This window comes from Gemmobacter caeruleus (assembly GCF_008271655.1).
GTDB classification, from domain to species: Bacteria; Pseudomonadota; Alphaproteobacteria; order Rhodobacterales; family Rhodobacteraceae; genus Gemmobacter; species Gemmobacter caeruleus.
Window position 1 is genome coordinate 283910 of sequence record NZ_VKKX01000033.1, and the last position, 24803, is coordinate 308712.

The 24803-nt window shown below is 65.4% G+C and carries 27 protein-coding genes; 19 read left to right on the forward strand and 8 right to left on the reverse strand.

Annotated elements, in window-relative coordinates; genetic code table 11:
* Positions 1 to 113: 113 nt before the first annotated feature.
* Positions 114 to 1652 (forward strand): phospholipase D family protein, encoded by a 1539-nt coding sequence (locus tag FOA17_RS12040; RefSeq protein WP_338029115.1) that lies wholly within the window; start codon positions 114 to 116, stop codon positions 1650 to 1652.
* 3 nt (positions 1653 to 1655) lie between these two features.
* On the opposite strand, the gene FOA17_RS12045 is transcribed toward FOA17_RS12040, so the two are convergent.
* Positions 1656 to 1934, reverse strand: coding sequence for an SCP2 sterol-binding domain-containing protein (locus FOA17_RS12045; RefSeq protein WP_149141738.1), 279 nt, complete (start codon positions 1932 to 1934; stop codon positions 1656 to 1658).
* A gap of 125 nt (positions 1935 to 2059) precedes the next feature.
* Positions 2060 to 3292 carry an argininosuccinate synthase gene (locus FOA17_RS12050; protein ID WP_149141739.1) on the reverse strand — a complete coding sequence of 411 codons (1233 nt, stop codon included), beginning with the start codon at positions 3290 to 3292 and terminating at the stop codon, positions 2060 to 2062.
* A gap of 124 nt (positions 3293 to 3416) precedes the next feature.
* Here FOA17_RS12050 and FOA17_RS12055 point away from each other — a divergent pair, with 124 nt between their 5' ends.
* Both FOA17_RS12055 and ilvA read left to right on the forward strand, forming a co-directional pair.
* Positions 3417 to 4163 (forward strand): hypothetical protein, encoded by a 747-nt coding sequence (locus FOA17_RS12055; protein WP_149141740.1) that lies wholly within the window; start codon positions 3417 to 3419, stop codon positions 4161 to 4163.
* A 36-nt stretch (positions 4164 to 4199) separates the two neighbouring features.
* Positions 4200 to 5447, forward strand: a complete 1248-nt coding sequence (gene ilvA / locus FOA17_RS12060; RefSeq protein ID WP_149141741.1) for a threonine ammonia-lyase IlvA — start codon at positions 4200 to 4202, stop codon at positions 5445 to 5447.
* Here the strand turns inward: ilvA and FOA17_RS12065 are convergent, their stop codons facing one another.
* Positions 5448 to 5777 carry an Hpt domain-containing protein gene (locus tag FOA17_RS12065; RefSeq protein ID WP_149141742.1) on the reverse strand — a complete coding sequence of 110 codons (330 nt, stop codon included), beginning with the start codon at positions 5775 to 5777 and terminating at the stop codon, positions 5448 to 5450. It abuts the gene before it with no gap.
* 157 nt (positions 5778 to 5934) lie between these two features.
* Here FOA17_RS12065 and FOA17_RS12070 point away from each other — a divergent pair, with 157 nt between their 5' ends.
* Entirely contained in the window at positions 5935 to 7206 is a 1272-nt protein-coding gene (locus FOA17_RS12070; RefSeq protein ID WP_420841706.1) for a PP2C family protein-serine/threonine phosphatase, read from the forward strand.
* On the opposite strand, the gene FOA17_RS12075 is transcribed toward FOA17_RS12070, so the two are convergent.
* Positions 7203 to 7640 (reverse strand): NUDIX hydrolase, encoded by a 438-nt coding sequence (locus tag FOA17_RS12075; protein WP_149141744.1) that lies wholly within the window; start codon positions 7638 to 7640, stop codon positions 7203 to 7205. The two genes, FOA17_RS12070 and FOA17_RS12075, sit on opposite strands and share 4 nt — an antisense overlap.
* 71 nt (positions 7641 to 7711) lie before the next feature.
* Between FOA17_RS12075 and hslO the strand changes: the two genes are divergently transcribed.
* From hslO to FOA17_RS12110, 7 genes are all read left to right on the forward strand, one after another.
* Positions 7712 to 8713 (forward strand): Hsp33 family molecular chaperone HslO, encoded by a 1002-nt coding sequence (gene hslO, locus FOA17_RS12080; protein ID WP_149141745.1) that lies wholly within the window; start codon positions 7712 to 7714, stop codon positions 8711 to 8713.
* On the forward strand, positions 8703 to 9290 hold the full coding sequence (locus FOA17_RS12085; RefSeq protein ID WP_149141746.1) for a CoA pyrophosphatase: 588 nt from the start codon (positions 8703 to 8705) through the stop codon (positions 9288 to 9290). The genes hslO and FOA17_RS12085 overlap by 11 nt, the downstream gene beginning before the upstream one ends.
* Positions 9287 to 10429: a CCA tRNA nucleotidyltransferase gene (locus tag FOA17_RS12090; protein WP_149141747.1), complete on the forward strand. Its 1143-nt coding sequence runs from the start codon at positions 9287 to 9289 to the stop codon at positions 10427 to 10429. Before FOA17_RS12085 ends, FOA17_RS12090 begins: the two co-directional genes overlap by 4 nt.
* Positions 10430 to 10490: 61 nt before the next feature.
* The gene (locus tag FOA17_RS12095; protein ID WP_149141748.1) at positions 10491 to 12332 is read left to right on the forward strand and encodes an ABC transporter ATP-binding protein; all 1842 of its coding nucleotides are present in this window, start codon (positions 10491 to 10493) and stop codon (positions 12330 to 12332) included.
* Positions 12329 to 14173 (forward strand): ABC transporter ATP-binding protein, encoded by a 1845-nt coding sequence (locus FOA17_RS12100; RefSeq protein WP_149141749.1) that lies wholly within the window; start codon positions 12329 to 12331, stop codon positions 14171 to 14173. The genes FOA17_RS12095 and FOA17_RS12100 overlap by 4 nt, the downstream gene beginning before the upstream one ends.
* Complete coding sequence (locus tag FOA17_RS12105) at positions 14170 to 15390, forward strand: class I SAM-dependent RNA methyltransferase (RefSeq protein WP_149141750.1); 1221 nt, start codon at positions 14170 to 14172, stop codon at positions 15388 to 15390. The genes FOA17_RS12100 and FOA17_RS12105 overlap by 4 nt, the downstream gene beginning before the upstream one ends.
* Positions 15391 to 15493: 103 nt before the next feature.
* Positions 15494 to 15994 carry a L,D-transpeptidase family protein gene (locus FOA17_RS12110; protein ID WP_149141751.1) on the forward strand — a complete coding sequence of 167 codons (501 nt, stop codon included), beginning with the start codon at positions 15494 to 15496 and terminating at the stop codon, positions 15992 to 15994.
* A 54-nt stretch (positions 15995 to 16048) separates the two neighbouring features.
* On the opposite strand, the gene dalA is transcribed toward FOA17_RS12110, so the two are convergent.
* Entirely contained in the window at positions 16049 to 16651 is a 603-nt protein-coding gene (dalA, locus tag FOA17_RS12115) for a divisome-associated lipoprotein DalA (protein WP_149141752.1), read from the reverse strand.
* Between the two features lie 161 nt (positions 16652 to 16812).
* Between dalA and FOA17_RS12120 the strand changes: the two genes are divergently transcribed.
* Both FOA17_RS12120 and FOA17_RS12125 read left to right on the forward strand, forming a co-directional pair.
* Positions 16813 to 17382: a L,D-transpeptidase gene (locus FOA17_RS12120; RefSeq protein ID WP_149141753.1), complete on the forward strand. Its 570-nt coding sequence runs from the start codon at positions 16813 to 16815 to the stop codon at positions 17380 to 17382.
* Positions 17383 to 17525: 143 nt separating this feature from the next.
* Complete coding sequence (locus tag FOA17_RS12125; protein ID WP_149141754.1) at positions 17526 to 17705, forward strand: hypothetical protein; 180 nt, start codon at positions 17526 to 17528, stop codon at positions 17703 to 17705.
* 57 nt (positions 17706 to 17762) lie between these two features.
* Here the strand turns inward: FOA17_RS12125 and hemH are convergent, their stop codons facing one another.
* Together hemH and FOA17_RS12135 are read right to left on the reverse strand one after the other, a co-directional pair.
* Positions 17763 to 18848 (reverse strand): ferrochelatase, encoded by a 1086-nt coding sequence (gene hemH, locus FOA17_RS12130; RefSeq protein ID WP_420841707.1) that lies wholly within the window; start codon positions 18846 to 18848, stop codon positions 17763 to 17765.
* Between the two features lie 51 nt (positions 18849 to 18899).
* Positions 18900 to 19712, reverse strand: a complete 813-nt coding sequence (locus FOA17_RS12135) for a methyltransferase domain-containing protein (RefSeq protein ID WP_149141756.1) — start codon at positions 19710 to 19712, stop codon at positions 18900 to 18902.
* 38 nt (positions 19713 to 19750) lie between these two features.
* Here FOA17_RS12135 and FOA17_RS12140 point away from each other — a divergent pair, with 38 nt between their 5' ends.
* Genes FOA17_RS12140 through FOA17_RS12155 form a run of 4 tightly spaced genes read left to right on the forward strand, consistent with a single transcriptional unit; the run spans position 19751 to position 22053 of the window.
* Positions 19751 to 20473, forward strand: a complete 723-nt coding sequence (locus FOA17_RS12140; protein ID WP_149141757.1) for a ComF family protein — start codon at positions 19751 to 19753, stop codon at positions 20471 to 20473.
* Positions 20474 to 20518: 45 nt separating this feature from the next.
* Complete coding sequence (grxC, locus tag FOA17_RS12145) at positions 20519 to 20776, forward strand: glutaredoxin 3 (protein WP_149141758.1); 258 nt, start codon at positions 20519 to 20521, stop codon at positions 20774 to 20776.
* Positions 20777 to 20779: 3 nt separating this feature from the next.
* Positions 20780 to 21610, forward strand: a complete 831-nt coding sequence (locus FOA17_RS12150; RefSeq protein ID WP_149141759.1) for a carbon-nitrogen hydrolase family protein — start codon at positions 20780 to 20782, stop codon at positions 21608 to 21610.
* Positions 21610 to 22053 carry a MarR family winged helix-turn-helix transcriptional regulator gene (locus FOA17_RS12155; RefSeq protein ID WP_149141760.1) on the forward strand — a complete coding sequence of 148 codons (444 nt, stop codon included), beginning with the start codon at positions 21610 to 21612 and terminating at the stop codon, positions 22051 to 22053. The genes FOA17_RS12150 and FOA17_RS12155 overlap by 1 nt, the downstream gene beginning before the upstream one ends.
* A 21-nt stretch (positions 22054 to 22074) precedes the next feature.
* Here FOA17_RS12155 and FOA17_RS12160 read toward each other — a convergent pair whose 3' ends face one another.
* Positions 22075 to 23199, reverse strand: a complete 1125-nt coding sequence (locus tag FOA17_RS12160; protein WP_149141761.1) for a polysaccharide biosynthesis/export family protein — start codon at positions 23197 to 23199, stop codon at positions 22075 to 22077.
* 113 nt (positions 23200 to 23312) lie between these two features.
* Between FOA17_RS12160 and FOA17_RS12165 the strand changes: the two genes are divergently transcribed.
* Both FOA17_RS12165 and FOA17_RS12170 read left to right on the forward strand, forming a co-directional pair.
* Positions 23313 to 24167 (forward strand): NAD-dependent epimerase/dehydratase family protein, encoded by an 855-nt coding sequence (locus FOA17_RS12165; protein WP_149141762.1) that lies wholly within the window; start codon positions 23313 to 23315, stop codon positions 24165 to 24167.
* Positions 24164 to 24784, forward strand: coding sequence for a sugar transferase (locus FOA17_RS12170; RefSeq protein ID WP_149141763.1), 621 nt, complete (start codon positions 24164 to 24166; stop codon positions 24782 to 24784). The genes FOA17_RS12165 and FOA17_RS12170 overlap by 4 nt, the downstream gene beginning before the upstream one ends.
* The last annotated feature ends 19 nt before the right edge of the window (positions 24785 to 24803 follow it).

Genomic DNA, 24803 nt, shown 5'->3' on the forward strand with positions numbered 1-24803 from the left:
AATCCTAACATTTGCTGCGCCCTGCTGGACAGGCGGGGGCAAAGGCGTCAGTCTTGGCCAAGGCCGGAGACGGTCTTTTGTCCTTGTGCGTGGGGTGTGCCGTGATGCGGCGGATGTTGCGAAGGCTGGTGGCGCTGATCGCCGGGGTGGCGGTGCTGATCGGGGCGGCGCGCCTGATCTTTCCGCTGCCGGATATCAGCGCCCGCCCGGCCGAGACCGCGCAGCCCGCCTCGGCGGATACGGCGCTTGGCGGGTTGATGGCGCGCGGGATGGCGGCGCATCCGGGCCTGTCCGGGGTGGTGCCACTGGCGAATGGCCATGACGCGCTGGCCAGCCGGCTGGCGCTGATCGAGGGGGCGCAGGCCAGCATCGACGCGCAATATTACATCTGGCACGACGACCTGTCGGGGATGCTGCTGCTGGCCGCGCTGGACCGGGCCGCACAGCGCGGGGTGCGGGTGCGGCTCTTGCTGGATGACAACGGGATTCCGGGCCTGGACGCGATGCTGGCGGCGCTGAATGCCGATCCGAAGCTGGACATCCGGCTGTTCAACCCCTCAACCCTGCGGCGGCCCAAGATGCTGGGCTATGCCTTTGATTTCTTTCGCATGAATCGCCGCATGCACAACAAGGCGCTGATTGTGGACGGCGCGGTGGCGATCATTGGCGGGCGCAATATCGGCGACGAATATTTCGAAATTGGCGAGGCCTTCTTCAAGGATATGGACGTGCTGGCCACCGGCGCCATCCTGCCCGATACCGCGCGGGTCTTTGACGAATACTGGAACAGCGCCTCGGTCTTTGCGCTGGAGACGATTGTCGCCGACCCCGGCGATCGCGCGGGGTTCGATGCGCGCCTGGCCGAAGTGATGGCCGACGCGGAAACCCAAACTTTGCTGGGCGATCTGCAAAGCAGTGCGGCGCGCTATGTGCAGGGCGCGCAGGCGATGGAATGGACGCAGGCGCAGCTTGTGGCAGATGATCCGGCCAAGGGGCAGGGCATCGCGCGCCGCGATCAGCTGATGATCACGCGGCTGGCCGAAATACTGGGGCCGGTGCAATCGCGGCTAGATCTGGTCAGCGCCTATTTCATTCCGGGCACGCCGGGCACCGCCTATTTCGCCGGGCTGGCGCAGGCGGGCAAGCAGGTGAACATTCTGACCAATGCGATGAACACGACCGATGTGGTCATGGTCCATGCAGGTTACGCGAAATACCGCCGCGATCTTCTGGCGGCCGGCGTGCGTCTTTATGAATTGAAGCTGCGCGGCGGGGTCACGCCGGAATCGCATCTGCAACTGAAACCGCTGGGCCTGTCGGGTGCCTCGCTTCATGCCAAGACCTTTGCGGTGGACGGGCGGCGGGTCTATATCGGGTCGTTCAACTTTGATCCCCGCTCGGCCCTGCTGAATTGCGAGATGGGCCTGCTGATCGACAGTCGCGACATGGCAAGCCGGGTCAGCGCGGGGTTCGACGGGCCGCTGGACAGGGTCAGCTATCGCCCGGATCTGAGCGCCGACGGGCGGATGATCTGGCACGAGGCCGGCGTGGACGGGCAAACCGAAACCTGGCAGCAAGAGCCGGGGACAAGCTGGTTCCGGCAGATCTCGTTGGCGGTGATCGGGCTCCTGCCGGTGGAATGGATGCTCTGAGCCTTAGCCCAGCAGCTTTGCCAGCCCCATTGCCACTGCCGGATTGCCCGAAAGCTTCAGCTTGCCCGTCGCCAGCGCCATCATCGGATTGAGCTTGCCTTTCAACAGGCTGACCAGATTGTCGCGCGACAGGCGCAGGGTGCAATCAGCGTCACCATCCTGTGTCGTCGCGGTGCCATCGGCCAGCACGATCACGCCATCGGCGCCGCAATCGAATTTCAGGCTGCCGGAAAAGCTTTTCGTTTCCAGCACGTTGCGAATATCTGCGGCGATCTGTTCCATGGCTCCCCCCTTGGTGTTGCCGCAGCTAATGCGGGATCGGAGGGTCGCGCAACCACGCCGTCACGTCACAAAAAAGGGCCGCGCCTGGCTGGCACGGCCCCCGGGTTCTTGTGGCGGGCGGGGCATCAGCCCTTGTTGGCCACCCGCGCATTGCGCGTCGCGATCAGTTTCAGGCGCAGCGCGTTCAGCCGGATGAAGCCGGCGGCGTCTTTCTGGTCATAGGCGCCGGCGTCTTCTTCAAAGGTCACATGCTTTTCGCTGTAGAGCGAATGTTCCGACCAGCGGCCGACGCAGGTGGCCGCGCCCTTGTAGAGCTTGAGCCGCACGGTGCCGGTGACATGTTCCTGGCTCTTGTCGATCAGGGCTTGCAGCATCTCGCGCTCGGGGCTGAACCAGAAGCCATTATAGATCAGCTCTGCATAGCGCGGCATGATCGAATCCTTCAGGTGGCCGGCGCCGGCGTCGAGCGTGATCTGTTCGATCCCGCGATGCGCCTCCAGCAGCACGGTGCCGCCGGGGGTTTCATAGATGCCGCGCGACTTCATGCCGACAAAGCGGTTCTCGACGAAATCCAGCCGGCCGATGCCATGCTTGCCACCCAGTTCGTTCAGGCGGGTCAGAATGGTGGCGGGCGACAGGGCCTCGCCATTGATCGCGACGGCATCGCCCTTTTCAAAGGTGACTTCGATATATTCCGGCGTGTTCGGCGCGTCTTCGGGCGAAACGGTGCGCTGATAGACATAATCGGGGGCTTCCTGGGCCGGATTTTCCAGCGCCTTGCCCTCGCTGCTGGTGTGCAGCAGGTTGGCATCCACGCTGAACGGCGCCTCGCCGCGCTTGTCCTTCGCGATCGGAATCTGGTTCGCCTCGGCGAATTCGATCAGCTTGGTGCGGCTGGTCAGATCCCATTCCCGCCAGGGCGCGATGACCTTGATCGACGGATCCAGCGCATAGGCCGAGAGTTCGAACCGGACCTGGTCGTTACCCTTGCCGGTGGCGCCATGGGCCACGGCATCGGCGCCATGCTTATGCGCAATCTCTACCAGATGCTTGGAAATCAGCGGCCGCGCGATGGAGGTGCCCAGCAGGTAAAGCCCTTCATAGACCGCATTGGCGCGGAACATCGGGAAGACGAAGTCGCGCACGAATTCTTCGCGCACATCGACGATATGGATGTTTTCCGGCTTGATGCCCAGAAGTTCGGCCTTGGCGCGGGCGGGTTCCAGCTCCTCGCCCTGGCCCAGATCGGCGGTGAAGGTGATCACCTCGCAGCCATATTCGGTTTGCAGCCATTTCAGGATGATCGAGGTATCAAGGCCGCCGGAATAGGCCAGGACAACTTTCTTGGGCTTCGACATGAGGATGCTCCGAACGGGTTTTGCCTGCGATTAAAGGGAAATCGCCCGGGTGGCAAGCCGGGCCACTGGTTGACAGCGGCCGATCCCTCTGCCTTTTGTGGCGCAACGGCGCAGGGAGATGGCGATGAAGGGCTGGGCAATATTCGTGCATTCGATCCGGCAGGTTTTCGGGAACCTGCCCGAGGCGCTGCATGTGTCGGGCCTGCTGTATCTGGCGCAGATGGCGGTGGCGGTGGCGCTTGGCGTCACGCCGTCGATGATGGCGCCGGGGGCCGAGCTGTCGGCCGGGCAGGCCGTCAATACGCTGGTTTCGGTGATCGTGCTGTTTCTGACGACGCTGTGGATCGCCGTCGCCTGGCACCGTTTCGTGCTGCTGGAGGAACGTCCGCAGGGCTATCTGCCGTCGTTTCATGCCGGGCGGCTGGCGGGCTATGCGGGGCGGTCATTGCTGATCGCGCTGGTCGTGGTGGCCATGGCGCTGGTGATCGGCGTTGCCGCGGCGGTGGTGCTGTCGCTTCTGTTGGGGCAAACCCCGCTGGCAAGCCTCTTGTCGGCGCTGGCGATGATCGTGCCGGCCTTTGCGGTGCTGTATCGGCTCAGTGCCGCATTGCCGGGGGTCGCGCTGGACCGCAAGCCGGGCTTTGCCGATGGCTGGGTCGCGACGGCGGGGGATACGGCGACGATCCTGATTCTGGCGTTCTTTACCGGGCTGATCGGCATCGTGCTGGGCGCGCCGTTGAACCTGATGGCGCAGGGGTCGGTTGTCGCGCTGATCTGGGAACTGGTGGCGGGCTGGCTGCAACTGATGATCTCCGCCTCGATCCTGACCACGCTTTACGGGCATTATATCGAAAAGCGCCCGCTGGTCTGACCTTGCCAAGCCGGGCTGGCCGGGTCTAATCGGCGCATGACCGATTTTGTCCAATCCGCCCGCCATACCACCGAGGCCCTGCGTGACCTGTTCGAGGCCACGCCCTTGCAGCGCAACGACCATCTTTCGGCGCGCTATGGGGCCGAGATCTGGCTCAAGCGCGAGGATCTGACCCCCGTGCGCAGCTACAAGCTGCGCGGCGCCTTCAACGCCATGCGCAAGATGCGGGCGGCGCGGCCCGATCTGGGGCATTTCGTCTGCGCCAGCGCGGGCAATCACGCGCAGGGCATGGCCTATGCCTGCCGGCATTTCGGGGTGCGCGGCACGATCTTCATGCCGGTGACGACGCCGCAGCAAAAGATCGACAAGACCCGCACCTTCGGCGGTGCGGCGATCGAGATCGTGTTGACCGGCGACTATTTCGATCAGACGCTGGCGGCCAGCCAGGCCTATTGCCGCGATCAGGGCGCACATTTCCTGTCGCCCTTCGATGATCCCGATGTGATCGAGGGGCAGGCCAGCGTGGCGGTAGAGGTGTTGGACCAGCTGGGCCGTGCGCCCGATCTGGTGATTCTGCCGGTGGGGGGGGGTGGCCTCGCCTCGGGCGTGACGCGATATCTGCGCGCGGCCGCGCCCGGCACGGCCTTTCGTTTTGTCGAACCTGCCGGCGGCGCCAGTCTGCGTGCCGCGTTGGAGGCCGGCGCGCCGGTCACGCTGCCGCGTATCAACAGTTTCGTCGATGGCGCCGCCGTGGCGCGGCTTGGCACCCATACGTTCGACGCGCTGAAATGGGCCGATCCGGCGCAGGTTCTGCTGGCGCCCGAGGATCGCATCTGCATCACCATGCTGGAGATGCTGAATGTCGAGGGCATCGTGCTGGAACCCGCAGGTGCGCTTTCGGTCGATGTGTTGCCGGTGCTGGCCGATGAAATTCGCGGCAAGACCGTGGTTTGCGTCACCTCTGGCGGGAATTTCGATTTTGAACGCCTGCCCGAGGTGAAGGAACGTGCCCAGCGATATTCCGGGTTGAAGAAGTATTTCATCCTGCGCATGCCGCAACGCCCGGGTGCGCTGCGCGAGTTTCTCAATATGCTGGGGCCGCAGGATGACATCACGCGGTTTGAATACCTCAAGAAATCGGCGCGCAATTTCGGGTCGGTGCTGATCGGCATCGAGACGAAACAGGCCGGTCAGTTTGCCTTGCTGGCCGAGCGGATGAACGAGGCGGGCTTTGCCTATCGCGATATTACCGGCGACGAGGCACTGGCCGAATTCCTGATCTGATCAGGCGGCGGGTTTGCGCTGCAACCGTTCCATCAGACTGCGCCGGGACGCGGCATAGATCTCGTGCAGCCTATTCAGATCGACACTGCCTGACCCGCCCGGCGCGCAGGCGCGCTCTCCCTCCTGGCAAAAGCGTGCCATCTGGTCGAAACCGAGATTGAGCGCGCTGCCTTTCAGGAAATGCAGATCCCGGCCCAGATGATCGGGTGCGGCACCGTGAATGCGTTGCATCACCTCATCGGTTTCCTCCAGAAACATGCCGACAACCTCATCAAAACCGTCTTCCCCGATTTCGGTGCGCAGCTCCTCCAGCCGTTCCCAATCCACCATGATCGCCCCCGTTTTCCTTTCGGCTGGTCGCAGTTTCGGGTGGCAAGGCTTAACGGCGGGTTAGGCGCCGCGGGCATTCCCTGTGCAATTTTAGCTTTCATGGTCTTTTAAGGTCCGGGCGCGAATCTGTCGGCTACCGGAGCTGATGGAGCCTGACGTGTCGTTTCCCAGTCGCACCCCTGTCGAACCCATTCCCGAGGCGCGTCCGGCGCGTCAGGTGCTTGTGGTCGATGACAGTCGCGCGCAGCGCCGGATCCTGACGCTGTGGCTGCAACGCTGGGGCTATGCCGTGACCGAGGCCGATTCCGCTGAACAGGCGCTGGATCTGTGCCGTGATCGCAGCTTCGACATCGTGCTGTCCGATTGGGTCATGCCCGGCATGTCGGGTCTTGAATTCTGCAAGGCTTTCAGGGCCTTGCCGCAAGACAGCTACGGTTATTTCGTGCTGCTCACCTCCAAATCCGAAAAGGGCGAGATTGCCGATGGCCTGGATGGTGGGGCCGATGATTTCTTGACCAAACCGGTCAATTCCGACGAATTGCATGCCCGCCTGCGCGCGGGTGAGCGGCTATTGGTCATGCAGCGCGAGCTGCTGCACAAGAACCGTCTGATCGGCGCTACATTGGAGGAATTGCAGCAGCTTTATGATTCACTCGACCGTGACCTGATCGAGGCGCGCAAGCTGCAACAGACACTGGTGCGCGAACGGTTCCGGCGGTTTTCCGGCGGCAGCGCCTCGATCCTGCTGCGCCCGTCAGGGCATGTCGGTGGCGACCTGGCGGGGTTCTTCGAAATCAGTGCGCGGCGAATCGCGATCTATTCGGTTGATGTCTCGGGGCATGGCGTGGCCTCGGCGATGATGACCGCGCGACTGGCCGGATTGCTTTCTGGCGCCGCGCCCGACCAGAATATCGCGCTGACCGGCGGGGTGGATGGCAATCGCGGCGCCTGGCCGCCCGAAATGGTGGCCTGGCGGCTGAACCGCATGATGCTCGACGATATGCAGGTAGAGCAGTATTTCACCCTCGCCTATGCCGAAATCGACCTCGTGACGGGCAAGGTGATGCTGGTGCAGGCGGGCCATCCGCACCCGGTGCTGATCCGCGCCGATGGCCGGGTGGAGCAGTTGGGTCAGGGCGGGATGCCCATCGGGCTGCTGCCGAATGTGGTCTATGAGCGCATTGATGCGCAGCTTGATCCCGGGGATCGGCTGTTTCTCGTGTCAGATGGCGTCACCGAATGCCCGGATTCGCAGGGGAATGAGCTGGGCGCCGAGGGGTTGGTGAAATTCCTGCACGAAAATCACCAGATGGATCCCCCCGATCTGCTGGAGGCGCTGGTCTGGATGCTGAACGCGCATACGGGGCATGGCGATTTTCCCGATGACGTGTCGGGTGTCCTCTTCGCGCGGTCGCAGGCACCGCCCTAGCGCAGGGCTTGTGCCAGAAAGGCGCGGTCGCCGGCATTGCCCAGACTTGTCAGCGCGGTTTCGATCGGCAGCCAGACAGCGCTGTGCCCCGGTTCCGACGGGGGCCCGATCGGGCGGGTCGGCCGCGCGAGATAGAGCGTGCAGAGCTTTTCGGCCCAAAGATCGTAATCCGGCATGTAGCAGAAGCGGCGGAACGCACCCAGGCGGCGCTGCACCTGAATGGTCCAGCCGGTTTCTTCACGCACCTCGCGATGCAGCGCGGCCAGGGGCTGTTCGCCGGGGTCGATTCCGCCGCCGGGCAACTGGAATTCCGGCTTGGGGGCCTCCTGAAAGGTGGTCAGGATGTGATCGCCATCCAGAAGCACCGCATAGACCCCCGGACGGCGCCGATAGGCAATGCCCGGCCTCACTGCCTCGCCAAAGCGTCGTATCATCCCTTGGGTCCTGATCTTGCTGCGCCTATATGATCGCGGTATGCCAGCAGTGGCGCCATCAGGAAACCCCCATGACCATCGGAACGCAGATTGCCTGGGACGATACCGTCCTGCCGTTTCAACTTGATCTTTCGGACATCCGCGGGCGGGTTGCCCGGCTGGACGGTGTGCTGGATCAGGTATTGAAGCAGCACGCCTATCCGCCGCAGGTCGAGGCGCTGGTCTGCGAAGCCGCCTTGCTGACCGCGCTGATCGGCCAGACCATCAAGCTGCGCTGGCGCTTGTCGCTGCAAATTCGCGGCACCGGCGCGGTCAAGATGGTCGCGACTGATTATTACGGCCCGACCGAGGACGGCGAGCCCGCCCGGATTCGCGCCTATGCGCATTTCGAGGCGGATCGGCTTGACCCCGAGGCGCGGCCCTTTGACCTGCTGGACGAAGGGTATTTCGTCATCGTGATCGACCAGGGGCAGGGGATGACGCCCTATCAGGGCATCACACCGCTGACCGGCGGGTCGCTTTCGGATTGTGCGCAGACCTATTTCGCGCAGTCGGAGCAGTTGCCGACCCGCTTTGCCCTGACCTATGGCCGCAGCCAGCAGCCCGGCGCCGCGCCGCATTGGCGGGCCGGGGGCGTCATGATCCAGCATATGCCGAAGGCCTCGCCCTTTGTCGCCGATCAGGGCGGGTCGGGCGCGGGCGGGCTGCTGCAATCGGCCGATATCCTGGACGGCTCCGAGGGCGAGAACTGGACGCGGGTCAATCTTCTGCTCGACACTGTCGAGGAGATGGAGCTGATCGGCCCCTCGGTCGCACCGACCGACCTGCTGATCCGCCTGTTCCACGAGGAAGCGCCGCGGGTCTATGACGCGCAACCGGTGCGATTCGGCTGTTCCTGCTCGGCGCAGAAGGTGCGCGATGCGCTGTCGATCTATTCGGCCAAGGATCTGCGCCACATGACGACGCCCGAGGGCGTTCTGACCGCCGATTGCCAGTTTTGCGGGGCCCATTACGAGTTTGACCCCGCGACGCTGGGTTTCGAGGCCGGAAAGGCCGCGCCCGATGGGGCCTGAAGCGCTGATCCGTGCGCTGGAGCGTCCCGCGCCGGAAAGCTCGGACTATGATCTCAACCCTGGCACGGTGCTGCCGCCCGGGCGCAAGCTGCGGGCGGCGGCGGTGCTGGTCGCGATCTGTGAAACGCCGCGCGGGCCGGCGGTGCTGCTGACCAAGCGTGCCTCGGGGCTTCAGCATCATCCAGGGCAGATTGCCTTTCCGGGTGGCAAGATCGACGCCGGTGATGCGGATGCCGAGGCCGCCGCGCTGCGCGAGGCGCGCGAGGAGGTGGGGCTGGACCCGTCCTTGGTGCGGATTCTGGGGCGGATGCCGGCGCATGAAACCGTGACCGGCTATAGCGTGACCCCCGTTTTGGGCCATATCAGTGACGTTTTCGTGCCCCGCCGCGAGATCGGCGAGGTGGACGAGGTGTTTCTGGTGCCGCTGGCGCATCTGCGCGATCTGTCTGCCTATCGGGTAGAGCGGCGGATGTGGCGCGGCGACTGGCGGCGATATTATGCTGTGCCCTGGGGCCCCTATTACATCTGGGGCGCGACGGCGCGGATGTTGCGGGGGCTGGCGGAGCGGCTGAGATGAAAGTGACCGGCGACTGGCTGGAAAATCCGGCGACTCAGGCGGTCTGCGCGGCCTTGTCGCAGGCGGGCTATCAGGCGCTGTTCGTCGGGGGCTGCGTGCGCAATGCATTGCTGGGCGCGCCGGTGGCCGATACCGATATCGCGACCGATGCCCTGCCCCAAACAGTCTCTGACATTGCGGAAAAGGCTGGTTTTCGGGTGTTTCCGACAGGAATCGAACATGGCACGGTGACGGTGATCGCCGAGGGTATTCCGCATGAGATCACCACCTTCCGCCGCGATGTGGAGACCGATGGCCGGCGCGCGGTTGTCGCCTTTTCGGACCGGATCGAAGAGGATGCGCAGCGGCGCGATTTCACGATGAACGCGCTTTATGCCCGTGCGGATGGCATCGTGCTTGATCCGCTGGGCGGTCTGCCAGACCTGCACGCTCGGCGTCTGCGTTTTGTCGGCGATGCCCATGCCCGCATCCGCGAGGATTACCTGCGCATCCTGCGCTTTTTCCGGTTCCATGCCTGGTATGGCGACCCCGATCAGGGAATTGACGCCGAGGGGTTGGCCGCCTGTGCCGAACTTTCCGCAGGAATAGAGACGCTTTCGGCCGAGCGGATCGGGGCGGAGATGCGCAAGTTGCTGGCCGCGCCAGACCCTGCGCCGGCGGTGGCGGTGATGGCGCAGGCCGGCGTTCTGGCGCGGGTGCTGCCGGGTGCCGACCCGCGGGCGCTGGCGCCGCTGATCTGGCTGGAAAAGGGGCAGCCGGGGCATTGGCTGCGCCGTCTGGCGGTGCTGGGTGGCCAGGATCCGAGCGAATCCTGGCGGCTTTCCCGGGCGGAATCGCGCGATTTTCGCCATGTCAGAGACGCTTTGACGGAAGATGCGGCGCCGGCGGTGCTGGGCTATCGTCTGGGTGTCGGCCTGGCAACGGACGCCATTCTGGCGCGCGCGGCGATGATTGCTGCGCCCCCCCCGACGGATTGGCAGGCCGAGGTCGCACGCGGTGCTGCTGCACAGTTCCCGGTGCGCCCGGCCGATCTGATGCCCGGCTTGCAGGGGGCCGCCCTGGGCGCCCGCTTGCGGGAACTTGAGGCGCGCTGGCTCGATTCGGGTTTGCGGGCCAGCCGCGCGGCGCTTTTGGGCTGAACTTTTCCTTCTGGTCAAACCGGTCTATATCAGGTGCCTGTCTGACCCGAAGGTTTCGCCGATGTTCCGGTTCTTTGAAGGGCTTGTTGACCCGTATCAGGCCTATCCGCGCTCTGACACGCCGCCGCGCCGGCTGTGGCCCTTTCTGAAGGAATATGTCCGCCCGTTCCGCAAGGTCTTTGCGGCGACGGCGGTTCTGTCGGTGATCGCAGCCGCGCTGGACGTGGCGCTGATCTGGTATGTTGGGCGGCTGGTCGATCTGCTGACGCAGGGCAGCCCGGCGCAGGTCTGGGCGGACTACGGCATCGAAATCGTCTCTGTCGGGCTGTTTGTGCTGATTGTGCGGCCCGCACTGATCGTGACGAATGTGGCGCTGCTGCATAATACGATTCTGCCGAATTTCGGCACGATGATCCGGTTCCGGGCGCATGATCATGTGATGCGCCAGCCTGTCGGCTGGTTCGAGGGCGATTTTGCCGGGCGTATCGCCAATCGGGTGATGCAGACCCCGCCCGCGGCCGGCGACGCGGTGTTTCAGACCTTTGATGCCGTGGCCTTTGCCAGCGTGACGGTGGTCGGCTCGGCGGTCATGCTGGCGGGGGCGGATCCGCGGCTGTTGCTGCCGATGCTGATCTGGTTCGCGCTGTATCTGGCGCTGGTGCGCTGGACGCTGCGGCGCGCGGGGCCGGCGGCCAAGGCGAGTTCCGACGCGCGCTCGGCCGTGACCGGGCGGGTGGTGGATGCCTATACCAACATCCATTCGGTCAAGCTGTTCGCCCATCATGGCCTGGAGATGCGGCACGCGACCGAGGCGATCGAACATGCCCGCGCGACCTTTCAGAAAGAAATGCGGATCATCACGCGGATGGACCTCGCGCTGACGGTGCTGAACGGGTTTCTGATCGTGTCGGTGACCGGCTGGGCGGTGCTGCTTTGGTATCAGGGCGCGGCGAGTGTGGGGACGGTGGCGGCGGCGACGGCGCTGGTGCTGCGGCTCAATAACATGACCTATTGGATCATGTGGGCGACGACCTCGCTGGTGCAGGCGCTTGGCGTCGTGCAGGAGGGGATGGAGACGATCACCCAGCCCATCGGTCTGGTCGATGCCCCCGGGGCGCGCCCGCTGCGTCTGACGGAAGGCGAGGTGCGGATCGAGGGCGTTTCGCATCACTATGGCCGCGGAACCGGCGGGTTGCGCGATGTGACGCTGACCCTGCGGCCGGGGGAACGGGTCGGGCTGGTCGGGCGTTCGGGTGCCGGAAAATCGACTCTGGTGAAGCTGATGCTGCGATTCTACGACTGTGAGGCGGGGCGGATTCTGATTGACGGGCAGGATATCGCGCAGGTCACACAGGACAGTCTGCGCCGCGAAATCGGCATGGTTCAGCAGGATTCGAGCCTGTTGCACCGCTCGGTTCGGGAAAACATCCTGTATGGTCGGCCCGACGCCACCGAAGATCAGATGATCGCCGCCGCCCGGCGGGCCGAGGCGCATGAATTCATCCTGACGCTGGAAGACCCGGAGGGGCGGCGCGGCTACGATGCCCATGTGGGTGAGCGGGGGGTCAAGCTTTCGGGCGGGCAGCGGCAGCGCATCGGGCTGGCGCGGGTGATCCTGAAGGACGCGCCGATCCTCATTCTGGACGAAGCGACCAGCGCGCTGGACAGCGAGGTGGAGGCGGCGATTCAGGATGCGCTTTATGGCGTGATGGAGGGCAAGACGGTGATCGCCATCGCGCACCGGCTTTCGACCATCGCGGCGATGGACCGGATTGTGGTGCTGGAGGATGGTGCTGTGGCCGAGGATGGCAGCCATGCCGAATTGCTGGCGCAGGGCGGGCTTTATGCCCGGTTCTGGGCGCGGCAATCGGGGGGCTTCATCGGAACAGAGGATGCGGCATGAACCTGACCCGGCGCCTTGGTGGCCTGATCGACGCCTTTCGCCCCGCCGAGGGGCAGCCGCCCCAGATGCTTGGCCCGTTCTTTCGCTGGTGTCTGCGCGGGGCCTGGGCACCGCTGATCGTGGCGGGGGTGATTTCGTCGCTGGCCGGCACGACCGAGGTGGTTTCGGCGCTGATCCTGGGCTGGGTGGTGGATGCCGCCGTCAATCACGGGCCGGTCGGGTTCTTTGCGCAGAACATGTCTCTGCTCTTGCTGTTTTTGCTGTTTTACCTGCTGTTGCGGCCTCTGGCCATGGCGGCCTCGGCCGCGTCGAATTCGATCATCGTGGGCCCGAATGTCATGCCCCTGGTGCTGAGCCGGCTGCATCGCTGGACGCTGGGGCAGGCGGTCACCTTCTTTGACAATGACTTTGCCGGGCGCATCGCGCAAAAGCAGATGCAGGCTGCGCGGGCGGTCACCGATGTCGCGACCGAGGTGATCAACACCGTCTGTTTCGCGCTGGCCTCGGTGATCGGGTCGGCGGTGTTCCTGATTTCCATCGACGCGCGCATCGCGCTGGCCTTGCTGGCATGGCTTGTCGCCTATCTGGCGCTGGTGCGGTTCTTTCTGCCCAAGGTGAAGGGAAATTCGGCGGCGCGGGCGGGGGCGCGGGCCATGGTCTCGGGTCAGGTGGTGGACACGATCACCAATATCAAGACGGTGAAACTGTTTGCCCATGCCGCCTTCGAGGATCGCGTGGCCCTGAAAAGCATGGAGGTTTTCCGCGAGCGCAGTCTCGAATTCGGGCAGATCTCCACCTGGTTCCGCTTTTCGCTGATGACGCTGGCGGGGGTGCTGCCGGTCTTGCTGCTCGGGGGCACGGTCTGGCTGTGGCAATCGGGCCATGCCACGGCGGGCGATATTGCGGCGGCCGGCGCGGTGGCGATGCGCATTGCGCAGATGACCGGCTGGGTCAGCTTTACCCTGATGTCGATCTATACCAGCGTGGGCGAGGTGGAGGACGGCATGCGCACGCTGGCGCAGCCGCATGTCCTGGCCGATGCGCCCGATGCGCTGGACCTGCCGCGCATCAAGGGGCGAGTGGCCTATGAGGCGGCAAGCTTTGCCTATGGGCGCCGGCGTGGCGGCATCGACGGTGTTACGCTGCATATCGCGGCGGGCGAGAAGATCGGCATTGTCGGGGCTTCGGGCGCCGGGAAATCGACGCTGGTTTCGCTGCTTTTGCGTCTCTATGACTGCGAAAAGGGGCGCGTTCTGGTCGATGGTCATGACGTGCGCGACGTGACACAGGAAAGCCTGCGCCGGCAGATCGGCATGGTCACGCAGGAAACCGCGATGTTCAACCGCTCGGCACGCGACAACATCGCCTATGGCCGCCCCGATGCCACCGAGGCCGAGATCATAGCCGCCGCGCAGGCCGCCGAGGCGCATGGTTTCATCATGGCGATGGAAGATCATCAGGGCCGCAAGGGCTATGACGCGTTTCTGGGCGAACGCGGGGTGAAGCTGTCGGGCGGGCAGCGGCAGCGCATCGCGCTGGCGCGGGCCTTTCTCAAGGATGCGCCGATCCTGGTGCTGGACGAGGCGACCTCGGCGCTGGACAGCGAAGTGGAGGCCAGCATCCAGGAGGCGCTGGACCGGGTGATGCAGGGCAAGACGGTGCTGGCCATCGCGCACCGGCTTTCGACCATCGCGGCGATGGACCGGATCATCGTGCTGGAAGAAGGTCGCATCGTCGAGGAAGGCAGCCATGAGGCGCTTTTGGTCAAGGGGGGGCTTTACGCCCGCTACTGGAACAGGCAATCGGGGGGCTTCATTGTCACCGACGAGGCAGCGGAATGAAACTGACGATCGCACGGCTGGGCCATCTGGGTGACGGCATCGCCGAAGGGCCGGAGGGGCCGGTCTATGTGCCGGGCATGCTGCCGGGCGAAGAGATCGAGGGCGATCTGTCGGGCGGCACCCTGCTGGCGCCGAAGATCGTCACCCCTTCGCCTGACCGGATCAAGGCACCCTGCGCCCATGCCAAAAGCTGTGGCGGCTGTCTGATGCAGCATGCCCGCGACGGTTTCGTGGCGGACTGGAAGCTGGGAATCGTGCGCGGGGCACTGGCGGGGCAGGGGCTTGAGGCGGCGCTGCGGCCCATCGTGACCTCGCCGCCCCGATCGCGGCGCCGGGCGACGCTGGCGGCGCGGCGCACCAAGGGCGGTGCGCTGATCGGATTTCACGCGCGCGGGTCGAACCTCATCATTCCGGTGCCGCAATGCCAGCTGCTCCATCCCGATCTGATGGCTGCCCTGCCTGCGCTGGAGGCGCTGGTGGTGGCCGGCGGGTCGCGCACGGCCGAGCTTGACCTTTCGGTCACGCGCACGCTGGCCGGGCCGGATGTGGTGGTGACGGGGGGCAAGCCGCTGGATGCCGAGCTGCGGCTGGCGCTGGCCCGCATCGCCGAGGCGCGGGGCCTGTCGCGCCTGACATGGGGCGATGAGGTGGTCGCCCTGCGCGCCGCGCCGATGCAGCGCTTTGGCAAGGCGCTGGTGGCGCCGCCGCCCGGGGCCTTTCTTCAGGCGACGGCCGAGGGCGAGGCCGCGCTGCTGGCTGCCGTGCAAGAGGCCATAGGCCGCGCGACCCGCATCACCGATCTGTTCGCGGGGGCGGGCACCTTTGCGCTGCCGCTGTCGGAACAGGCCGATATTCACGCGGTGGAGGGCGACGCCGCGATGATGGCCGCGCTGGACAAGGGCTGGCGTCAGGTCGGCGGCCTGCATCGCGTGACCTGCGAGACCCGCGACCTGTTCCGCCGTCCGCTGGAGCCGGATGAGTTCAAGGGCGTGGAGGCGGTGGTCATCGACCCGCCCCGCGCCGGGGCCGAGGCGCAGACCGCGACGCTGGCACGCAGCGCCGTGCCGGTGATTGCCATGGTGTCGTGCAATCCGGTGACCTTTGCGCGCGACGCGGCGGTGCTGGTCGCGGCGGGATACCGGCTGGATTGGGTGCAGGTGGTGGACCAGTTCCGCTGGTCGGCCCATGTGGAGCTGGCCGCGCGCTTCTGCCGCTGACATGCGCACGCAGCCGTGATCCGGTTGTGCGCCGGCGCACCTTTGCGGGCTTTGCAGAACATGCGAAAACCGCTAAGGGGCAGAAAAACACTCGGGCAGTTCCATGACATTCCTGCGCATCCTGATTCTGGTCACGCTGGCCTTCGGGCTGGCCGCCTGTGGCGGTGGCGGCAAGTTCCGCAGCTATCACGGACCGGCGGTGACGGCGATCCAGGTCCACAAGGCCGATCGCAAGATGTATCTGCTGCACAATGACAAGGTGCTGAAGCAATACGATATTTCGCTGGGTTTTGCCCCGGTCGGCCACAAGCAGTTCGAGGGCGACGGCAAGACCCCGGAAGGCGCCTATTACATCTCTTACCACAACCCCAAGAGCCGCTATCACCTGTCTGTCGGGATTTCCTACCCGAACCAGAACGATGTCGCCTTTGCCGAGGCGCAGGGCAAATCGCCCGGCGGGGACATCATGATTCACGGGCGGTCGCGCTACAAGGGGATCAACAAGGGCGACTGGACAGCGGGCTGCATCGCCATCACCGACAGCGAGATGGAAGAGGTCTATTCCATGCTGCGGCAATATACGCCGATCTATATCTTGCCCTGACGGCAGAAAGGGGGCCGCTGGCCCCCTTTTTCGTTTCGCGCAGGGTCGCTGGCCTTATTGGGCGGCCGCGAGGTTATCCATCTCGGAGGTGACGGTGCGGCCAAGCGCCAGCGAGGTCACATTGGCGACCGGCGGGCGGTTGCGGTCGCCGGTGACCAGCGTCCACCAGATCTTGCCGCTGGGTTCCTGATACCAGGAAAAGCCCATTTCATTGGCGGCGGCATCCATTATCACGCCCAGCGTATCGGCCTGACCCGACCATTCCGCCAGGGTCTCCAGATCGGATTCATAGGTTTCCGCGATCAGTTCGCCCTGAAGATGGCCGCCATAGCCGGCGCGTTGCGCCCGCACCAGCGGCGACGACCCGTCAGATCCGAAATGCCAGGGCCGACCCTGGGCCGACATGTCGCGCGCATGGGCCAGCGCCGCGGCGTTGAGGGCCGCGTTGAATTCCAGCGGAGCCAGACCACGCGCGGCGCGCAGCGTGTTCAGCGAATCGCGCACCCGCACGGGGATCTCTGCCTCGCTGCGCTTGTCGATCTTGTAGATCGTCGGCAGCGGGCGGCCGTCAGGCCCCAGTTGCGGCCCGGTCGGCGCCGAGGAACAGGCCGCCAGAAAGGCGGTAGCGCAGACCGCAAGCACGGTAAGTTTCGTCATTTCTCAAACACCAAAGGCTTCGGACCTGCTGTCTTTAGCCAATCACATGTGCAGGATCAAACCCAACTCTGCGTGAATTCGCCGAATGACACCTGTTTGATTTGCGATGCGGCGTTGCAGCGGCTAAAAACCGCCCAAAGTGCAATCTAAGGAGATCGCGGATGTCTTCGGACATGACGTTCAAGCCCAGCCGCCGGGCAGTTCTGGGTGGCGCGGCGGCGGTTCTGGGCGCCTCCGCATGGCCGGCGCTGGCGGAACAGGCGCCGGTGCGCAGCAATATCGCCAGCTTTCGCATGCTGGACTGGCAGTCGTATTTCCCGGATCTGAAGAACGGGGCGCTGCTGGTCGATACGCAGTCGCGGGCGCTGCATTTCTGGTCTGCCGACCAGTCGGTCTACAAGCTCTATCCGACCTCGGTCCCCGTCTCGCCGGAGCTGACCCGACTGGGCCGGACCAGCATCATCAAGAAAGACCCCGCGCCCAGCTGGCGCCCGACGCCTTCGATGAAGGAACGCAATCCCGACTGGCCGGATTTCATCCCGCCCGGGCCGGATTGTCCGCTGGGCACGCGCGCCATGTGGCTGTCCTGGGAATATTACCGCATCCACGGCACGCATGACACGCGCAAGATCGGGCGCAAGTCGTCGAATGGCTGCATCGGCATGTATAACGAACATGTCGAGGAACTTTACGATCTGGTGCAGGTCGGTGCGCAGGTGTTGCTGATTTGACGCCTTGAGGCGACTCGAACGGGGCGCCATATGCGCCCCGTTGCCAGAAAGATTGGCCGTGCTACAAGGCCAACACGAGGTCTGTTCGTGGCCTGATGTCCCACTCTGCAAACCCGGGCATCAGGTTCTATCTGGAGGTCATCATGAAAAAACTCGCTCTCGCTGCCGCCCTGTCGCTCGCTACCTCGACCGCTTTCGCGGGCGGCATGGTCCAGCCGGTGATGGAAGAAGAAGTCGTTGTGAATGGCACTTCGTCGTCGGCCGGCGGCGTCGTGGTTCCGCTGCTGCTCCTGCTGGTTGTGGCTGCTGCCGCCGCCAACTGAGCTGCGCTGTTTTCCAGTTGCGAAAGGCGCCGGGGCAACCCGGCGCCTTTTGTGTTTTCAGACCCAGCCGGCCAGATTGTCGCGAATCACCGCGGTCAGCGCGGCGATATGCGCGGGCCCGGCATTCAGGCAGGGGATATAGGTAAAGACCTCGCCCCCGGCATGTTCGAAACTTTCGCGGATCTCGCCATTGATTTCCTCCAGCGTCTCGATGCAGTCGGCGCTGAAGGCCGGGGCGATCACGGCGATGCGTTTCTTGCCCTGTTTCGCCAGTTCGGCAACATGTTCGACCGTATAGGGGCGCAGCCATTCCTCGGTGCCAAAGACCGACTGGAAGGTGGTGAGGATCTCGCCCTTGTCCCAGCCCAGCCGTTCCCGCAGCAGGCGCGAGGTCTTCTGGCACTGGCAATGGTAGGGGTCGCCTTCCATCAGATAGCGTTGCGGCATGCCGTGATAGGACGCGACCAGCACATCGGGCCGGTGGTCAAGGCCGGCATAGGCCGTCTCCACCGATTGCGCGAGGGCGTCGATATACTGCGGATGGTCGAAATATTCCGGCAAGGTGCGCGCGGCGGGCTGGCGCTTTTCCTTCATCAGCGCGCGAAAGAACTGGTCATTCGCGGTCGCGGTCGTCGCGCCGGCATATTGCGGGTAAAGCGGGCAGAACAGGATCTTTTCGCAGCCCGCCGCCACCATGGCCCTGACCTTCGATTCCGTTGAAGGATTGCCATAGCGCATGCAGAAATCGACCATGACGCTATCGCCCAGATCGGCTTGCAGGGCGGCGGCCACGGCTTCGGTCTGGTCGCGGGTGATGGTCATCAGGGGGCTTTCGTCGCGCTCCTGATCCCAGATCAGCTTGTAATTGGCGCCACTGGTGAAAGGCCGCTTGGACAGGATGATCAGCTGCAACAGCGGCTGCCATTTCCAGGCCGGATAGTCGATCACCCGCTTGTCCGACAGAAACTCGTTCAGATAGCGCCGCATGGACCAGTAATCGGTCGCGTCCGGCGTGCCGAGATTGGCAAGCAGCACGCCGATCTTGCGCGCCGCGACAGGCGGGTGCGTGGCGGGGGCATGTTCCAGCCGTTCCTCGCCGGGGCGGATCATCCGGGCCATGGTTTCGCGCAGCGCATCCAGCATCGCGTTCTCCTTCATTCCTGCCTTTCCCAGATAGCGGCGCGGCGCGCGGGGTCAACCACCCTGTTTTGTCGCAGCCTTCAGCGCGTCTTCCAGGCGCGCGATGGCCGAGCCGGGCCGCAGCGGTTTTTGCTGGCTTTCATGCGGCGCCCAGCCGGTGAGGCAGATCACCTCGAAACTGGCGGTGATGCGCCCGTCGGCGGTGGCAAAGCTTTCGGCATAGCGGCGGGCAGCATCGACAAACAGGCTGCGCCGCGTGGGGTGGCGCAGGCGTTCGGTCAGGGCATTGGTCTCGCCCATGGCGCGCAGATCGGCCATCAGGTGAAACATGTCGCGATAGCTGGCGGTGCGGGTGAACCCGTCGGCCACCGGCAGCGCCAGCCCTGCGCGTTGCAGCAAGGCGCCCAGATCGCGGATCTCGCCCATCGGCAGCACGCGGGGCGACAGGCCGCCGGTCAGTGCGGCCTCGGCGCCGGCCAGGCTTGCCCGCAGTTCGTGCAGGGTCTGGCCGCCCAGGGTAAAGGCCATCAGCAGCCCGTCGGGTTGCAGCGCGCGGCGGCATTGCACCAGCTGGCCCACCGGATCATTCGCCCAGTGCAGGCCAAGCGCGTGGATCACCAGATCATGCGCCCCGGGCGCGAGGTCGAGCAGTTCATCATCCGCGACGATGCGCGCGCCGGGCAACAGATCGCGCCAGATTTCTGCGAAAGGCGTGACGATGGCAGGTTTCGTAAACTGCCTGTTAACCGCGAGGAGTCTTTCCTGAACCTCGAAGACGGCTTCGTCATGCAGGAACAGCGCGTCGCGCCGGGCGCGGCGGCGGTTCCGGGTCAGGGCGGCGCGGTCTGTCAGCGGCGGGGGGGTCATGCGGCTCTCCTTGATCGCCGAGACCATAGGAGGGTCGGATGAGATTGCAAGCCGCGGTGCAACTGGTTTACCCGCCGCAATGCCTGAGCTGCGATGCGCTTGTGACCACCGATTTCGGGCTTTGCGCGAAATGCTGGCGCGATACGCCCTTTGTCACGGGGCTTGTCTGCGATTGCTGCGGCACCCCCCTGCCCGGGGATGATGCCGAGGGCGCGGTGCAATGCGACGAATGCCTGAGCATCGCCCGCCCCTGGAGCCGGGGGCGCGCGGCCATGCTTTATCGCGACAATGCCCGCCAGATGGTCATGGCGCTGAAACATGGCGACCGGCTTGATCTCGCGCGGCCGGTGGCGGGCTGGATGTATCGGGCGGCCGGGCCGCTCTTGCAGCCCGATACGCTGATCGCGCCGGTGCCGCTGCACTGGATGCGGCTGGTGCGGCGGCGTTACAACCAGTCGGCGCTGCTGGCCTCGGGGCTGGCACGGCTGGCCGATCTGCCGCATTGCCCCGATCTGCTGATCCGCCGCCGCAACACCCGCAGCCAGGAGGGGCGCGACCGCGAGGGGCGGTTCCTGAATGTGGAGGCGGCGTTTCGCGTGAATGAAAAACGCAGCTGGCAGGTGCAGGCTCGGCCCGTGCTGCTGGTGGATGACGTGATGACCTCGGGTGCCACGCTGGGCGCCTGCGCCGACGCGCTTCTGGCCGCGGGGGCGGCGCGGGTCGATGTTCTGGTGATGTGTCGCGTTGCGAAAGAAGGGTAAATGCCTATAGTTCGCGGCAAAACTGCCCTTGCCACGGATCCTGCCATGAAACCCGTCGAGATTTACACCACCCCGACCTGCCCCTATTGCGCCGCCGCCAAGCGGCTGCTGGGCAAGAAGGGCGCCGCCTATACCGAGATCGACGTGAGCCGCGACCCCGCGCTCCGCGCCGCGATGACCGACCGCGCGGGCGGACGGCGCACCGTGCCGCAGATCTTTATTGGCGGGCGGCATGTGGGCGGCAGCGACGACATTCACGCGCTTGACGCCGAGGGCAGGCTTGACCCGCTTCTGGCGGATTGAGCGATGCGTTGCGCCCTTGTCCAACTGACGGTGACCGACGATCCGGCGGCGAACCTGCCCGAGACGCTGACCTTTCTGCGCGCGGCGGCGGCGGGTGGGGCCGAACTGGTGCTGACGCCGGAATGCACCAACATGCTCAGCTCCAGCCGTGACCACCAGCGCGCCACCCTGCGCCACGAGGAAGAGGACGCCACGCTGGCCGCGCTGCGGGCCGAGGCGGCCGCGCTTGGCATCTGGGTGCTGATCGGCTCGCTGGGGGTGTTGACGCATGATGCGGACGGGCGTTTTGCGAACCGGTCTTTCCTGATCGCCCCCGATGGCAGCATCGCGGCGCGCTATGACAAGATCCACATGTTCGACGTGAACGTGTCGGAAACCGAGGTCTATCGCGAAAGCGCCGCCTATCGCCCCGGCACGCGGGCGGTGGTGGCGCAGACGCCGCTGGGCGCGATCGGCATGGCGGTCTGTTACGACCTGCGCTTTCCGCATCTGTTCCGCCGGTTGGCGCAGGGCGGCGCGCAGATCCTGACCGTGCCCGCCGCCTTCAACCACCTGACGGGCGAGGCGCATTGGGAAACGCTGTTGCGCGCGCGGGCGATCGAGACCGGCTGTTTCGTGCTGGCCCCGGCGCAGACCGGATTTCACCCCGAGACGCAGGGCAAGGGTCGGCGCACCCATGGGCACAGCCTGGCCATCGCGCCCTGGGGCGAGGTGCTGGTGGATGCGGGCACCGATCCGGGCGTGACGCTGGTCGATCTCGATCTGGCCGAGGTGGCGCGGGCGCGGGCGCGCGTGCCCTCGCTGTCGCATGATCGCGATTTCGAGGGGCCGTGATGGCGGAAAAGACCGACGATCTGGCAATCGCGCTGTTCGGCGAGCTGTTCATGGCCGATCAGCTGGCGCGCAACCGCATCTCCAAGGTGCTGCCCAAGGGGATGGAGCTGTCGCATTTCGGGGTGCTGAACCATCTGGCCCGCATCAATGAGGAACGCACCCCCGCGCAACTGGCACGCAGCTTTCATGTCACGCGTGGCGCGATGACCAATACGCTGACCAAGCTGGAATGGGCGGGGCATGTGCATATCCGCCCCGATTGGGACGATGCGCGGCGCAAGTTCGTGGCGATCAGCCCCGCCGGGCGTTCGGCGCGCGATGCGGCGGTGCAGGCCATCGCGCCGCTGATCGGCGAGGTGGTGCAGGCAATCGGCGCCGAACGGGTGCGCGCCGTGCTGCCGGTGCTGCGCGAGATGCGCACCCAGCTTGAGGGCGAGGAGTAACCTCGCCCCCGGCGGTCAGGGTCAGTTGGTGATCTGCTCTGCCCGCAGGCCGATGCCGAAGAGATCATAGATCAGCGTGATCGTCGCCGAATTGTTGATCAGCGGGCTTTCGGTGACCATGACCACGTCCCGATCCTGGATCAGGAATTCGCCGGCGCTGAACAGACCGTCGGCCGTGGTCAGATCGACGGTAAAGACCACGCGATCCTTGTTCGGGCCGGTGCCATCGCTGCGCACCTGCCGCGCGTCATAATCCCGCAACACCAGAACGGCCTTGGGATTGGCGCGCGTGTCCTTGAGACCGCCCGCCAGTGAGGCCGCGTCAAGTGCGGTGACCTTATCGTCGGGGAAGGGGATCTGCTGTTGCTTGTTGGTGGCGCCGAGCGACAGGAAATAACGCTCGTCGCTTTCGACATAGACCTTGTCACCGCCGCGCAGCGTGGTGTCGAGCGCGGGCGTCTTCATCAGCCGGTCGGCCGAGATGCCATAGACCTTGGACCCGCGCAGCAGCCGGACCTGCGGGTTCGTCAGATCCTTGGTCAGGCCGCCGCCCTGGGCGATCAGGCTCAGCACCGTGAAATCGCGGTCGGGCATCACGAAATTGCCGGGCTTGTTGACGCCGCTGATCAGATCGACCGAGCTTTGCCGCCCCGGTTCATGGCGCAGCTGCACCTGGGCCGACGGAATGATGGCGTCGAATTTTTCCTGCACGGCGGCGCGGGCGCGGTCGGGCGTCATATTGGCGATATAGACGCGGTCCACATAGGGCAGGAACACCTCGCCATCGGGCGAGACGCGGATGCCTTTCAGTTCCACCACCTTCTGTCCGTTCTGCGCCAGAAGCGAGCTTTCGCCGTTATCCCAGATCGACAGGTCGAGCGTGTCGCCCACCTCGATCGTCTGCGACGAGGGGCCGCGCACGCGGTCGATCCAGCCGGTCGGGTTGGGGTTGGGCTTGTGCGGCCAGCTGGACAGGATGGGCAGGGTTTCACGGGTGACCGGGAAAACCGCGAAAGTCGCATCTTCCTTTTCCGCGCCTTTCAGGATCTGTTCGGCGCGCGGCGCGGCGCCAGGCCCATCGGCGCAGGCCGCCAGAAGCGACATCCCCGCCGAAAGCAGGAGCAACTTGCCGGTCTTGTGAAACATTAACGAACTCCGGTGTCGTCGCACCTGCAAGGGTGGACTAATGCAGTCGGGGCAAGATACTTGGGTGCAGGAATGGGTTCAACGTCCAAATGCGGAGGCGGCGTCCGATCGGCATGATCTGTGTTCTTGGCGCAAATGGCCGGCTGGGCGGCATCCTGCGGCGTGGCTGGCAAGGCGGGGCAATGCCGGTGCTGTGGCAGGGCCGCGGCGTGGTGCCGGAGGGCTGGCTGAGCTGGGCGCCGCTGGAGGCGCCGGTGCCGGCATTGGCGGGTCCGGTTTCGGTCGTTCTGGCGTTGGCCGGAGTGACGCGGGGCGATGCGGTGGCGCTGGCGCGCAACACCGATCTTGCGCTGGCGGCCTGCGAGGCGGCGCGGATCTGGGGCGCGCGGCGGGTTTTTCTGTGTTCCAGTGCCGCGGTTTACGGGCGCAACGGTGCCGATGGCCGCAAGCTGCATGAGGACGCGCCCGCGCATCCCGCCAGCGATTACGGCCATGCCAAGCTGGAGATGGAACATGCGGTGGCCGCCTGGGCAGGCGCGGGCCGTCCGGCGGTCAGCGTGCTGCGCATCGGCAATGTTCTGGGGGCCGATGCGGTGGTCGGCCGCGGCCGCCGGGGGGAGGTCGTGCGGCTTGATCCGGTGCCGGGCCAGAAGGACGGGCCGCGCCGGTCCTATATCGGGCCGCTCGCGCTGGCGCGGGTGCTGGCCGCGCTTTGCGCCCGCGCGGCGGCGGGCGAGGCGCTGCCTTTCGCGATCAATATCGCGGCGCCCGGGGCCGTGGGCATGGCGGATCTGCTGACGGCGGCGGGCATCGACTGGCAGTGGGGGCCGGAAAACCCCGGCGTCTTGCCGCATGTGGAGCTGGATACCGCGCGGCTTGAAGCGCTTTTGCCCGGTCTGGCCGGCACCAGCCGGGCAGAGGCGCTGATCGCCGACTGGCGCGCGGCGGGGATGGAGGAGGGGGCATGACCCTGTCCAAGCGGCTGTTCGATCTGGTGCTGGCGGTGCTGCTGATCGCGCTTCTGGCGCTGCCCTTCGCGATTCTGCTCGGGGTGTTGCTGGTGGTCGAGGGGCGGCCGCTGTTCTATGTGGCCGAACGGATGAAGGCCCCGGACCAGCCCTTTCGCCTTTGGAAGCTGCGCACCATGACCGTGGTCAGTCAGGATTCCGGCGTGTCGGGCGGTGACAAATCGGCGCGGGTCACCCGCATCGGGCGGCTGCTGCGCCGGGCGCGGCTGGACGAGATCCCGCAATTGTGGAACGTGATCCGCGGCGACATGAGCTTTGTCGGCCCACGCCCGCCGCTGCGGCTTTATGTGGAGAAATTCCCCGATCTCTATGCCGAGGTGCTGAAATGCCGGCCGGGGATCACCGGCCTTGCCTCGCTGCATTTTCACGCGCATGAGGAATGGATCCTGCGCCAATGCGACAGCGCCGAGGCGACCGATGCCGCCTATAGCCGCCGCTGCGTGCCGCGCAAGGCGCGGATGGACCTGATCTATGCCCGGAACCGGTCGATCTGCTACGATCTGCGACTCATTGCCGAGACGGGTGGGCGCGTCCTTTTCAAAAAGCTGTTACAGTAGTAAGCGGGAAACAAGACAG